Genomic DNA, 11,899 nt, shown 5'->3' with positions numbered 1-11,899 from the left:
CACCGTGCCCGCGGCCAAGAACCGACTACACCCCGGGATGCAGCCCCAACGAACCGGGGGTCGGCTCCCCCTTGACCTCACCGAAGTACAGCGCGAACGTCTGCTTCCAGCGCTCGATCTGCGCCCGGTCGGCCATGAAGCGGGGGAAGCCGTCGAGGTTGGCGTTCGGGTACGTCCAGACAGGCTTCAGACCACCGGCGGGGGTGACGTCCGTCCGTACCGACCAGCCGTTGAACGCGCTCTGCTGCCGGTCGGTGGCGAGCTGCCAGTTGAGGTAGAGCTTGGCGGCCGTCGTGTTCCGGCCCTGCTTGAGGATCGCGGCCCGCTGGCCCCAGGCCATGAACGGGTGCCCTTCGGCGACGGCCCACCGGGAGGCTGCCGTGGACGGCGCAACGAGCGAGCCCGAGCCGCCGACGCCGAGCGCCTTCTGCCCACCCGATACGGCCAGCCCCGGAGTGTGACTGCCGCGGGCGAACCGGACGTCCTGGGCGGCGAACCTGGCGGCCCAGTCCCAGCCGTAGTGGTCCACGTACAGCTTGAAGAGGTAGAGGACGGCGTCGTCGTCGTGCGGGTAGGACGACGCGATCTGTCCCTTCCACTTCGGGTCGATCAGGTCGAGCGGGGACTTCGGGGCGTCGGCGCCGACCGCGGCGACGTTGTACGAGTAGCTGAAGCCGATCACCGCGATGGCGGTCCAGGCGCCGTGCGGGTCCTTGAGACCGTCGTACACCTTGGAGAAGCCCGCCGGCTTGTAGGGCAGCAGGCGGCCCTGTCCCTTCCAGCGGGTGAAGTCCTGGAGGGTCTGGAGCTGGACGACGTCCGGGACGAGGGTGTCGGTCGCGAACTGGTTGTCGACGCGGACGTCGTGGTACTTGCTGTAGTCCACGACGACCTTGAGGTCGATCTCCGGGAAGCGGGCCGCGAAGCCCGCGCGTATGCCGTTGCCCTGACTGTCGACATCGCCGCCCGCGTAGATGACCAGCTTGCCGCCCTCGGCCAGGGCGGCCCGGTACAGCTCGTCGAGGGTCCGGGTCTCCTCGGCGCCCGTGGCCGAGCGGGATCCGGCGGACGAGGCCGCGGCGGCGGGGGTCCCGGTGGCACCGAGCGCACCGACGCCGAGCGCCGCTCCGGCTCCGGTGGCGAGTACACGTCGTCGGCTGAGGAAACTGGACACTCTGCGGGCCTCTCGATGGGGGGGAGCTGTGCTGGGGGTTCGATCCTGACGCGGGCGAGAGGGTCCTCGCGTCGGCTGTACGGAGCGTGGTGGAGAGCCGCCGGATGAACTCCCGTTCAACCGATCGGTTGAACGGGGTGACCGAGGTGAACGGGGCGACCGGGGTGACCGGGGCGGTCAGACGGCCTGGAGCACGGTGGGGACGAGGTCCTTGAGGGACGGATATCCGTCCACGGCCATGATCAGGTCCGTCTCGGCGAGCAGGGCGCGCAGGACGTGGACGATGCCGTCGGTGCCGCCGAGGGCGCAGCCGTAGGCGTACGGGCGGCCGATACCGACCGCCGTCGCGCCGAGGGCGAGGGCCTTGACGATGTCGGCGCCGCTGCGGACACCGGAGTCGAAGAGGACGGGCAGCTCGCCGGCGGCCTCGACGACGGCGGGAAGGACGTCGAGGGCGGGGAGGCCGCCGTTGGCCTGCCTGCCGCCGTGGTTGGAGCAGTAGATGCCGTCCACTCCCGCGTCGCGGGCCCGGCGCGCGTCCTCGGGGTGGCAGATGCCCTTCACGATCAGGGGCAGGTCGGTCAGCGAGCGCAGCCAGTCCAGGTCGTCCCAGGTGAGCGGGTTGCCGAAGACCTGGGTCCAGTGGAGGATCGCGGCCTGCGGATCCTCCTCGGGCGGTCGTCCGAGCGCGGCCCTGAAGGCCGGGTCGCTCGTGTAGTTGGCGAGGCAATGTCCCCGCAGCTGGGGGAAGTTGGCGGTCGCGAGGTCCCTCGGGCGCCAGCCGGTGATCCAGGTGTCGAGGGTGACGACGATGCCCCGGTACCCGGCCCGCTCGGCACGGTGGACGAGGCTCTCGGCGATGTTCCGGTCGGTCGGGGTGTAGAGCTGGAAGAAGCTGGGGGTGTCGCCGAGTTCGGCGGCCACGTCCTCCAGCGGGTCGACGGACAGGGTGGAGGCGACCATCGGGACTCCGGTACGGGCGGCGGCGCGGGCCGTGGCCAGGTCGCCGTGTCCGTCCTGGGCGCACAGGCCGATGACACCGATCGGGGCGAGGAACACCGGCGACGGGAGTGTCGTGCCGAACAGCTCGACGGTCAGGTCGCGCCTGGCGGCACCGACGAACATGCGCGGGATCAGGCCCCAGCGGGTGAAGGCGGCGACGTTGGCCCGCTGGGTGTGCTCGTCGCCGGCGCCCCCGGCGACGTAGGACCAGACGGACGGCGGCAGCGCGGCCCGGGCCCGCTCCGCCAGCTCGGCGAACTCCATGGGGAAAGAGGGCAGGACACCGCCCAGCCCGTTCAGGTAGATCTCGTTCTGGTAGTCGGCGAACGCCATGCGGTCACCCTTTCGCTCAGGTCAAGCGGCTCGCATCGCGGCTCGCGGCTCAGGCGATTCGCGGCTCGGACAGGTCGCGGCTCAGACAGCCCGTGGCCGGGCGTGCAGGAGGAGGTGATCGGCGAGCAGTTCCAGAGCGGCCTGGCTGTCGGCGGTGTTGCGGTCGACGAGCCAGGTCATGTTGAGGCCGTCGATCGTCGAGTGGACGTACCGTGCGAGCACCGGCACGGGTCGGGTCCACTCGATCGCGGCGTTGTCCGCGGCGAGTTCGAGCAGGCCCACGAAGGCGCGCAGGAAGATCTCGTACTGCTTGCCGGCGACATCCTCGAAGCCGGGGTTGCGCAGCGCGTACTGGGTGAGTTCGTAACTGATCTGGTGCTCGCCGGGGTTGGCCTCGAATCCCTTCCAGAACGCGTGCAGGCTGTCGAGGACGCTGTCACGGATGTCCTTGTGCGGGGCGAACAGGCCGCGGACCTCGGCGACGTACCGCTCGGTGAGGGTCTCGGTGACGAGTTCGAGCAGTTGCGCCCTGGACTCGAAGCAGTAGTGGAAGGCCCCGAGGGTCATGTCCGCCTCGGTGACCACCGCGCGGGTGGTGGCCTTGGCCACGCCGTCGCGCGCCATGACCCGGATCGCCGCCTCAAGGAGCTCGGCCCTCCGGTCGCTCGCCGCCATGCGGGGCACGCGCTCTCCTCTCCGCACCGGTCTCACCTGTGGATTCGTCCGTTAAGGATAACCAGTCGGCCAGAGAAGTAAGTCAGTTGTCCAGGACGCTTGACTTACTTCTCTGCTTTGGGCCACCGTAGCGTGAACCGAACGTCGGCAAGAGCAGCCTCAGGAGGCAGGGGTGCGACCGAGAGCCACAGTTGTCCTGGACGGATTCGGAGTCCTGGAGTCATTGCGCTGGCACGACGACGCCCTGTGGTTCTGCGACCTCGCCCACGGGACGGTGCACCGCTGGGACACCCGGGGCGAGCCGGAGACGGTGGCGGAGGTCCCGGGCCGGGCCGGTGGTCTGGGCTGGCTGCCCGACGGGCGGATGCTGGTCGTCTCGATGGACGGCCACTGTGTGTACCGGCGGGAGCCGAACGGCAGCCTGGTCGTCCACGCCGACCTCAAGGACATCGCAGGGGGTCCCGTCAACGACATGTTCGTCGACCGGCTGGGCCGCGCCTACGTGGGCAATTTCGGCTTCGACTACCACGGCTTCGTCCGCCGACAGCCCAACTCGATGCTCTACGTACCGCCTGGACCGCCCCGAACCCCCCTCGCCTGCTTCTCCCCCGAGGGCGAACTGCTGGGCCTGAGCGAACCGTTGGCGTTCCCGAACGGCCTGTTCCTGCTCGACGACGAGTCCACGCTACTGGTCGCAGAGACCCTGGCGATGCGCCTCAGCGCACTCCCCGTACTGCCCGACGGGCGCCTCGGACCTCCCCGGCCCTGGGCGCCGCTGATCCCGTCCGCCCTGTGGCGGGCCCTCAACCACCCCGGGCTGCTGGGCCGCGTCACCCGGCGCGTCTCCGCCCTCCTCGACCTCCCGGCGATCGCCGACCGCTCCGCCAGTCCCATCGCCCCGGACGGCATCGCACCGGGGCGTGACGGCACCGCGTGGGTCGCCAACGCGCTGCGCGGCGAGTGTGTCCGGGTCGGCCCCGGCGGCGCGGTCCTGGACCGCGTCTCCACCAGCCAGCGCACTCTGAGCTGCCTGGTCGCCGGGCCAGACGGCAACACCCTGTACGCGGCCACCACACCGACCGACGACCCGGTGGAGGCGGCCCGGCTGGGTGGATCGCGGCTGGAGGCGTACGTCCTGCCATCCTGAGCGTGCCCTTCGTCAACTCGGCCTATTTTACCGGGAGTTACCATGCACGGACAGCGAACGGACGGCGCCCCTCCCCCGACCACGGGCGCCCGTCACGGGAGACCTCAGTGAGTGTCGTCCTGATCACCGGCGCCGCGAGCGGCATCGGTGCGGCGACCGCGCGCGAGGCGGTACGCCGGGGCCACCACGTCGCCCTCGCCGACATCGACCTGCCCGGCGCGACCCGGATCGCCGATCAACTGGGCTCCGCCGCCCGGGCGTTCGAGCTGGACATCCGCGACGAGGCCGCGTGGGAGCTGGCGTTGGACGCTGTGGCGGACCAACTCGGCCCGGTCGACGTGCTCGTCAACAACGCGGGGATCATCCACACCGGGTACGCACGCCAGTTGTCGCCGGCCGAGCATAGGCACATGGTGGAGGTGAACCTGCTCGGTCCGATCAACGGCATGATGGCTGCCCTGTCCCGGATGCGGGCCCGGGGCCACGGGCACATCATCACCATCTGCAGCATGAGCTCGTTCCTGCCGCTGCCCGGCTACACCACCTACGGCGCCACCAAGCACGGGCTGCGCGCCTTCCACCACAGCGTGGCCATCGAGGAACGCGAAGGCCCCGTGACCTTCAGCATCATCCATCCGCCCGGCACCCTGACTCCCATGCTGGAGCAGGAGATGGCCGATCCCAGCGCGGTGATCACCTTCGCCGAGAAGCCCCTCACTCCCGAGAAGGTCGCCTCGGTGATCGTCGACGCCATCGTGCGTAAGCCGGTCGAAATCGTCCACCCCGCCATCGGCGGACGCGTACAGCGGGTCGCCGGTGTGTTCCCCCGGCTGATGCGCTTCGTGATCCCCAAGGTGGCAGCCATGGCCAAGCGCCGCAGCACGGGACTCGTCCCGGCGCCGACGGCGGTACCCGAACAAGGAGACAGCAACCGATGAGCGTCAACACCACCACACCCAGAGCCACTTCGGCCCCCGCGACCGAAAGTCACTTCGACAGCCTGCGGGCGGCCACCGCCGGCCTCGAACCCCCCTTCGGCGTCATCGACCTGGACGCCTTCGACGCCAACGCCCGCGACCTGGAACGCCGTGCGGGCGGCAAGCCGATCCGGCTGGCCAGCAAGTCACTGCGCTCCCGCGCCCTCATCCGGCGAGCCCTGGACCGCCCGGGATTCGACGGCATCCTCGGCTTCACCCTGCCCGAAGCCCTGTGGCTGGCCGAGGAGTTCGACGACATCGTCGTCGGCTACCCCACCGCCGACCGCACGGCGCTGCGCCGACTGGCCGCCGACGAGCGGCTCGCCTCCCGCATCACCCTGATGGTGGACTGCGTCGAGCACCTCGACCTGATCGACGCCGCCACCGGGCCCCGCCGGACCCGTATCCAGGTCTGCCTGGAACTGGACGCGGCTCTGCGCCTCGCGGGCGGCCGGCTCCACCTGGGGCCGCGCCGGTCCCCGGTGCACACCCCGCAGGAGGCGGAGACGTTCGCGCGCGAGATCGTGTCCCGTCCGGGCTTCGAGCTGACGGGCATCATGGGGTACGAGGGTCAGGTCGCCGGCATGGGCGACAACCAGCCCGGCAACGCCATCAAGCGGGCCGTGGTGCGGGCGATGCAGCGTTCCTCCGTCGAGGAGCTGAGCCACCGCCGGGAAGCCGCGGTCGCGGCCGTACGGGCCGTGACACCGCTGCGGTTCGTCAACGGCGGCGGCACGGGCAGCCTGGAGACCACGACACGCGAGGACTCCGTCACCGAACTCGCGGCGGGCTCCGGCCTGTACGGTCCGGGGCTGTTCGACTTCTACCGCGCCTTCCGGCCCGTCCCGGCCGCGTACTTCGTGCTGCCCGTCGTACGCCGTCCCTCGCCGTCGGTCGCGACGCTCCTGGGCGGCGGCTGGGTGGCGTCCGGACCGCTCGGCAAGGACCGGCTGCCCACGCTGGCCTGGCCTCTGGGGCTGCGTGTCACCGCCACCGAGTCCTTCGGGGAGGTGCAGACCCCTCTGGTGGGCAAGGCCGCGAGCGTGCTGAACATCGGGGACCGGGTGTGGCTGCGGCACGCCAAGGCCGGTGAACTGTGCGAGCGCATCGGCGACTTGCACCTGGTCAGCGGCGGCGCGGTGGTCTACACCGTGCCCACCTTCCGCGGTGAGGGCCACCACTTCCTGTGACCGCCACAGCCACGACCGCCATCACCGGCCGGACCGTCCTGATCGTCGGCGCCTCCTCCGGCATCGGGGCCGCGGTGGCCCGGCGGCTCGCCCCGGCGGGCAACCGGCTCGTCCTCACGGCCCGGCGCGCCCCCGAACTGGCCGCCGTGGCCCAGGAGGTACGGGCCGCGGGCAGCGCCTGCCTCGACATCGCCGCCGACGCCCTGGACCCGGAGGCGGCGGCCGGAGTCGTGGCGGCGGCCGTCGCGGAGTTCGGCACGATCGACATCGCGCTGCTCAACGCCGGTCAGGGACCGGACATGGCCATGGACCGGGTGAGCACGGCGGACGTCTCCCGGATCATGGCGTTGAACTACGACGTCGTCGTCAACTATCTGATCCCGCTGATCCGGCAGTTGAGCGAGCAGCGCGGCGGCGGGCTGATCGCCCACACCAACTCCCTGGCGGGGCTGATGGGCATCCCCCGCCAGGGCCCGTACTCGGCGGCGAAGGCGGCCGTCCGTACCCTCATCGACGCCGCGCGCGTCGAACTGGCGCCCAGGGGCATCCGGTTCACCTCGATCCACCCGGGCTTCGTGGGTACGGACCGGGTCGACGCGGACGGCCTGCCCAAGCCCTTCCAGGTCACTCAGGAGCGCGCGGCCCGGTACGTCGTACGCGCCCTGGAGCGGGAACCGGCGCAGGCCTGTTTCCCCTGGCGGACAACGGCGTTGGTGCGCGCGCTGCGTGCCCTGCCCGCGCCGGCCTCCGACCGGGTGCTGCGGCTGCTGGCCTCGCGGTAGCGGCCCTTGCGAGGACCGTCGGTCCGCTTACGCCGTGGTCAGTGGCAGCACGCCGAAAGCGTGCCGCTGCCAAAGGCGCCGGGAGGCATCCTCAAGGTAGGCGGCGACGGCAGGTTCGGCGTCGAAGACCTGGACGAGGCGCTGCTCGTTGTCGTACGCGGGCCAGCCCGGGTCGCCCGTGGCGGCGAAGGAGGTCCAGGAGGAACGGAAGCGGGCGGACAGCGCCTCGGTCTCGGGCGGCGGCGTGGGACCGACCAACATGCCGCCGAGCCCGCCGACGGTGTCGCCGTAGTTGCCGAAGGTCAGCGGCACGTCCAGGCCGTGACAGGCGCCCAGGGCTCCGCCGTTCACCGGGGCGGGCCAGGTCAGCTCGTACACATGGGCCCGGCCGCCGCCGGCCACCTGGGCCTGGGCCAGGTGCAGCGACGGCATGCGGAACAGCCAGTCGGACTGGACGAGTTCGAACAGGTACTCCGCCGAGGCGTCCGGGAACGCGGCACGATAGGCCTGCTCCGGCTCGGGTCCGGGTCCGAACGTGCGCAGCACCGCCGACGCCATCTCCTCGTCCACGCGGCCGAACAGCCCGCCGAACATGAGGAAGAGGCGGTACTCGTCCCGGGTGTGTCCGACGATCAGGTCCACGTCCCGCGCGGCGCCGCCCGCCAGCGCCTCCCACGGGGCGGTGGGCAGGACGTCTCCGTCGACGACGGGCGAGAACGGGGTGGGCGTGAGGGCGACCGCACCCCACCTCGGCACGTACTCGCGCATCCGGGGTGCGAGCGCGGCCCCCGCCTCGGGCAGCTTGCGGGGATCCACGCCGGACAGGTCGGCGACCGTCGGACGCAGCCCGAGCTCCCCGGCCAGCGCCTCGGCGATGTCCCCGGCCAGCGCGTCCGAGAAGTACGTGCCGGGCACACTCTGCGCGATCGCCCGCCGGAACAGTCCGCGCGCCCTCGGCATGGCCAGCAGTGCGGCGATCGACCCGGCGCCCGCCGACTCCCCGAAAACGGTGACCTGGTCGGGGTCGCCGCCGAACCCGGTGACGTTCTCGCGCACCCACTCCAGGGCGGCGACCTGGTCGAGCAGCCCGCGGTTGGCCGGGGCGCCCTCGATCCGGGCGAACCCCTCGATGCCGACCCGGTAGTTGAGGGTGACCACGACGATGTCTCCGTCGCGGGAGAGACGGCCACCGTCGTAGTTCGGGTCGTCGGCGGAGCCCAGCTTGTAGGCACCGCCGTAGATCCACACCATCACCGGTCGACGTGCCCCCGGATCCGCGTCAGGCGTCCAGACGTTGACGGTCAGCCAGTCGTCGCCGACGAGCGAGGCGTCGGGACCCATCACCTCCTGAGGAGGAGGCGGCCCGAACGCGAAGGCCTCCCGCACCCCGTCCCAGCGGTCCGCCGGCCGCGGCGCCGCGAACCGCAGTTCCCCGACCGGCGGCTGCGCGAACGGAATCCCGCGGAACACAGCGAGGCTGCCCTCCTGGCGCCCCCGGACCGCGCCTGCGGCCGTCCTGACCTCGGGAAACTCGCCTGTACTCATCGTCGACTCCTCAGGAAACGCCTGCCGATGGCGGTCCACGACACGGTATCCGAGGCGAACTAGCTTTCACCAGGCGAACCGGAGTGCGGAGGTGCGTGTCGCCACGTCGGCGTGAGGGGGCCCGAGGGCACTGCTCCCGTGCGTACAAGCTTGGTCCCGGACTAGGTTGTGCGCCATGAGCAACCTTGACCGCGCGCCCGTACCCAGCGTCTGTGGCGGCCGCGGATTCGTCGTCGCCGAACCCGTGCGCGAGCTGCTGAGTCCCCGGCACGTCAAGCTCGGGGAGGGCACCGAGGTACGTCGGCTGCTGCCGAACCTCGGCCGGCGCATGATCGGCGCGTGGGCCTTCGTCGACCACTACGGGCCGGACGACATCGCCGACGAGCCCGGCATGCAGGTGCCGCCGCATCCGCACATGGGCCTCCAGACGGTGAGCTGGCTGCACGAGGGCGAGGTGCTGCACCGCGACTCGACCGGCAGCCTCCAGACGATCCGCCCGCGCGAACTGGGCCTCATGACCTCCGGCCGGGCGATCAGCCACTCCGAGGAGAGCCCCGCGTCCCACGCGCGGTTCCTGCACGGGGCGCAGCTGTGGGTCGCCCTGCCGGACGGCCACCGCCACACGGACCCGCACTTCGAACACCACACCGGCCTGCCCATGGTCACGGCACCCGGCGTGACGGCGACCGTGATCCTGGGCGACCTCGACGGCTCGACCTCGCCCGGCACGACGTACACCCCCATCGTCGGCGCCGACCTGACGCTCACCGCCGACGCCGACGTACGCCTCCCGCTCGTACCCGACTTCGAGTACGGGGTGCTGGCGATGTCCGGGGAGGTGCACGTCGACGGGGTGCCGGTGCTGCCGGGCTCGATGCTCTACCTCGGCTGCGGTCGCACCGAACTCCCGTTGCGCGCCGCGTCCGACGCGAGCGTGATGCTCCTGGGCGGTGAGCCGTTCGAGGAGGAGCTGATCATGTGGTGGAACTTCGTCGGGCGTACTCAGGAGGAGATCGTGCAGGCGCGCGAGGACTGGGCGAAGGGAACCCGGTTCGGCGAGGTGAAGGGTTACGACGGAGACCCGCTCCGTGCGCCGACCCTCCCCGAGGCTCCGCTGAAGCCGCGCGGAAGGGTGCGCTGAACAGGGAACTCCGAGCCGCCGGTCCCGGGCGCTCGGGACCGGCTCCCCCTCGCCTCTGGGACGATCTTCGCGCCCAGGAACCGATCAGGTCGGACGTGCCCGCGGAGAGCGGTCATGGAAGGAGTTCGCGTTGTCACTGACGGACAAGGCCATCGCGCAGATCCGTGAGCTGATCCGCACCGGCGCCCTGCCCCCGGGATCGAAGCTCCCGCCGGAACCGGAACTGGCCGCCCAGCTCGGCCTGTCCCGCAACCTCGCCCGCGAGGCGGTCAAGGCCCTCGCCGTCGCGCGGATCCTGGAGGTCCGGCGAGGCGACGGCACGTATGTGACCAGTCTGCAGCCGAAGTTGCTCTTCGAGGGCCTCGGCGGGGCGGTGGAACTGCTCCAGGGGGACTCGGCCGCCCTGCAGGACCTCATGGAGGTACGACGGCTCCTCGAACCGATGGCCACCGCGCTGGCCGCCACCAGGATCTCCGACGAACAGCTCGCCGAGGTCAAGAGTCACCTCGACGCCATGCGTGAGGCCCGGGACGACGTCGAGCAGCTCAACGCCCATGACGCGGCCTTTCACCGCGCCGTCGTCTCGGCGACGGGCAACGACACGCTGCTCACTCTCCTGGAGGCCATCTCCGGCCGTACGCTGCGCGCCCGCATCTGGCGTGGCCTGGTCGACGCCCGGGCCGCGGGCCGCACTCTTGCCGAGCACGAGGCGATCTACCGGGCACTGTCCACCCGGGACGCCTCCCTCAGCCAGGCCGCCGCCCTGCTGCATGTGAGCAGTACCGAGCAGGGGCTGAGAGAACACCTGCGCTCCGCCGACCCCCTCACCTACCGAACGCCGACGACAGCCGCCACCGGCACCGGCACCGGCACCTGATCGTCACGGCCCGCCACCGCTACCGGGCTTAGCGGAAATTTAGTAGCCATGTACATAGTAGCCATGTACTGTATTTGCCATGAGTCCGACATCCGAGGAAGCGACCCCCGGCTACCTGGTGTGGCGTCTGTCGACGAAGTGGCGCGTGGCAGTCGACCGGGCGGTCGCCCCCCTGGGGCTGACCCACGCGCAGTACGCACTGGTCGCATCGCTGCATGGCATGCGGCGCGCCGGTCTGCGTCCCAGCCAGCGGCAGCTCGCCGACCACACCGGCCTCGAACCGCTCTACGTGTCGAAGCTCGCCCGCGCCCTGGAGACCGCCGGCCTGCTCGAACGCACCCGGGACCCGCAGGACCCCCGCGCGGTGCGGCTGGCCCTCACCGAGGAGGGCAGCGAGGTCACCCGACACTCGATCAAGGTCGTACAGGGACTGCTTCAGCAGTTGCTGGAGCCCCTCGGCGGCCTGGACAGCGAGCGCGCCCGGGACTTCACCCGCGAACTGGCACTACTGCTCGACACCCCTCTCCACGCCGACCCCGAGAAGGAGGCAGTCATGACCTCACCCACCGCGTCCACCGCAGTCCCCGCTTCCGCCCCGCCCGCCCTGAATCCCCGCGTCATAGCCCTCGCCCACTACGCCGGGCGGGCGGTCCTCGAAAACGTACTGGCCCGGCACGGCGCCACCTTCCAGCAGTCGGTGACGCTCAGACTCGTCGCCGTCGCGGACGGACCCGTCGACCGCGAGTGGCTGGTCGGCGAGGTCGTCGGCGCGCTGAAGACCGATGCGGCAGCCGTGCGCGCGGTCGTCGCGGAACTCGTCGAAAGCCGGCTGCTGGCGGCCGAGTCCACGACCTTCCTCACCATCACGGACGCGGGACGCGAGCTGTACCGCACCACCGGCAACGAGACCGCCCCGATCTCCGCGCGGATCTACGCCGGTATCCCGGACGGCGATCTGGCCACCGCAGGCCGGGTGCTGTCACTGATCAACGAACGGGCGAACGCCGAGCTGGCCGCCATGGCCGGACCAGGGGCGGAATGAACAACCGCCCGGGC

11 protein-coding genes and 1 pseudogene are annotated in these 11,899 nt (G+C 71.2%); 8 read left to right on the top strand and 4 right to left on the bottom strand.

Translation table 11 applies throughout. From position 1 onward, the window contains the following. Positions 1–25 precede the first annotated feature (25 nt). From G3I71_RS00125 to G3I71_RS00115, 3 genes are all read right to left on the bottom strand, one after another. Positions 26–1,174: an ABC transporter substrate-binding protein gene (locus tag G3I71_RS00125; protein WP_164311768.1), complete on the bottom strand. Its 1,149-nt coding sequence runs from the start codon at positions 1,172–1,174 to the stop codon at positions 26–28. Between the two features lie 177 nt (positions 1,175–1,351). Further along, positions 1,352–2,509, bottom strand: coding sequence for an alpha-hydroxy-acid oxidizing protein (locus G3I71_RS00120; RefSeq protein ID WP_164311767.1), 1,158 nt, complete (start codon positions 2,507–2,509; stop codon positions 1,352–1,354). Positions 2,510–2,590: 81 nt separating this feature from the next. Continuing rightward, the gene (locus G3I71_RS00115) at positions 2,591–3,184 is read right to left on the bottom strand and encodes a TetR/AcrR family transcriptional regulator (RefSeq protein ID WP_164312037.1); all 594 of its coding nucleotides are present in this window, start codon (positions 3,182–3,184) and stop codon (positions 2,591–2,593) included. Between the two features lie 172 nt (positions 3,185–3,356). Here G3I71_RS00115 and G3I71_RS00110 point away from each other — a divergent pair, with 172 nt between their 5' ends. The 4 genes from G3I71_RS00110 to G3I71_RS00095 all read left to right on the top strand — a co-directional run bounded on the left by G3I71_RS00110 (position 3,357) and on the right by G3I71_RS00095 (position 7,280). Next, on the top strand, positions 3,357–4,331 hold the full coding sequence (locus G3I71_RS00110) for an SMP-30/gluconolactonase/LRE family protein (protein WP_164311766.1): 975 nt from the start codon (positions 3,357–3,359) through the stop codon (positions 4,329–4,331). A 107-nt stretch (positions 4,332–4,438) separates the two neighbouring features. Beyond that, positions 4,439–5,269, top strand: a complete 831-nt coding sequence (locus G3I71_RS00105; RefSeq protein WP_164311765.1) for an SDR family NAD(P)-dependent oxidoreductase — start codon at positions 4,439–4,441, stop codon at positions 5,267–5,269. Next, complete coding sequence (locus G3I71_RS00100; protein ID WP_164311764.1) at positions 5,266–6,498, top strand: amino acid deaminase/aldolase; 1,233 nt, start codon at positions 5,266–5,268, stop codon at positions 6,496–6,498. Before G3I71_RS00105 ends, G3I71_RS00100 begins: the two co-directional genes overlap by 4 nt. Next, positions 6,495–7,280 carry an SDR family NAD(P)-dependent oxidoreductase gene (locus G3I71_RS00095; protein WP_343242793.1) on the top strand — a complete coding sequence of 262 codons (786 nt, stop codon included), beginning with the start codon at positions 6,495–6,497 and terminating at the stop codon, positions 7,278–7,280. Before G3I71_RS00100 ends, G3I71_RS00095 begins: the two co-directional genes overlap by 4 nt. Before the next feature lie 27 nt (positions 7,281–7,307). On the opposite strand, the gene G3I71_RS00090 is transcribed toward G3I71_RS00095, so the two are convergent. Beyond that, positions 7,308–8,825, bottom strand: coding sequence for a carboxylesterase/lipase family protein (locus tag G3I71_RS00090; RefSeq protein ID WP_164311763.1), 1,518 nt, complete (start codon positions 8,823–8,825; stop codon positions 7,308–7,310). A gap of 175 nt (positions 8,826–9,000) precedes the next feature. Between G3I71_RS00090 and G3I71_RS00085 the strand changes: the two genes are divergently transcribed. From G3I71_RS00085 to G3I71_RS00070, 4 genes and pseudogenes are all read left to right on the top strand, one after another. Further along, entirely contained in the window at positions 9,001–9,966 is a 966-nt protein-coding gene (locus G3I71_RS00085) for a pirin family protein (RefSeq protein ID WP_164311762.1), read from the top strand. 130 nt (positions 9,967–10,096) lie between these two features. Further along, complete coding sequence (locus G3I71_RS00080; protein ID WP_164311761.1) at positions 10,097–10,843, top strand: FadR/GntR family transcriptional regulator; 747 nt, start codon at positions 10,097–10,099, stop codon at positions 10,841–10,843. Positions 10,844–10,922: 79 nt separating this feature from the next. After that, positions 10,923–11,369: pseudogene (locus tag G3I71_RS00075) on the top strand (MarR family winged helix-turn-helix transcriptional regulator); the annotation flags it as partial. 27 nt (positions 11,370–11,396) lie between these two features. Continuing rightward, on the top strand, positions 11,397–11,885 hold the full coding sequence (locus tag G3I71_RS00070; protein WP_164312035.1) for a winged helix DNA-binding protein: 489 nt from the start codon (positions 11,397–11,399) through the stop codon (positions 11,883–11,885). Positions 11,886–11,899: the final 14 nt, after the last annotated feature.

The sequence above is a fragment of the Streptomyces sp. SID12501 genome (assembly GCF_010550245.1).
In the GTDB taxonomy this organism is placed as follows: domain Bacteria; phylum Actinomycetota; class Actinomycetes; order Streptomycetales; family Streptomycetaceae; genus Streptomyces.
The sequence above is the reverse complement of the archived record's forward strand: the minus strand, read 5'-3'. Positions and strand labels throughout refer to the sequence as shown.

Bases quoted from the DNA above. Each gene is read 5' to 3' on its own strand.
- G3I71_RS00120 (WP_164311767.1), bottom strand. From the start codon at position 2,509: ATGGCGTTCGCCGACTACCAGAACGAGATCTACCTGAACGGGCTGGGC.
- G3I71_RS00115 (WP_164312037.1), bottom strand. From the start codon at position 3,184: ATGGCGGCGAGCGACCGGAGGGCCGAGCTCCTTGAGGCGGCGATCCGG.
- G3I71_RS00100 (WP_164311764.1), top strand. From the start codon at position 5,266: ATGAGCGTCAACACCACCACACCCAGAGCCACTTCGGCCCCCGCGACC.
- G3I71_RS00090 (WP_164311763.1), bottom strand. From the start codon at position 8,825: ATGAGTACAGGCGAGTTTCCCGAGGTCAGGACGGCCGCAGGCGCGGTC.
- G3I71_RS00085 (WP_164311762.1), top strand. From the start codon at position 9,001: ATGAGCAACCTTGACCGCGCGCCCGTACCCAGCGTCTGTGGCGGCCGC.
- G3I71_RS00070 (WP_164312035.1), top strand. From the start codon at position 11,397: ATGACCTCACCCACCGCGTCCACCGCAGTCCCCGCTTCCGCCCCGCCC.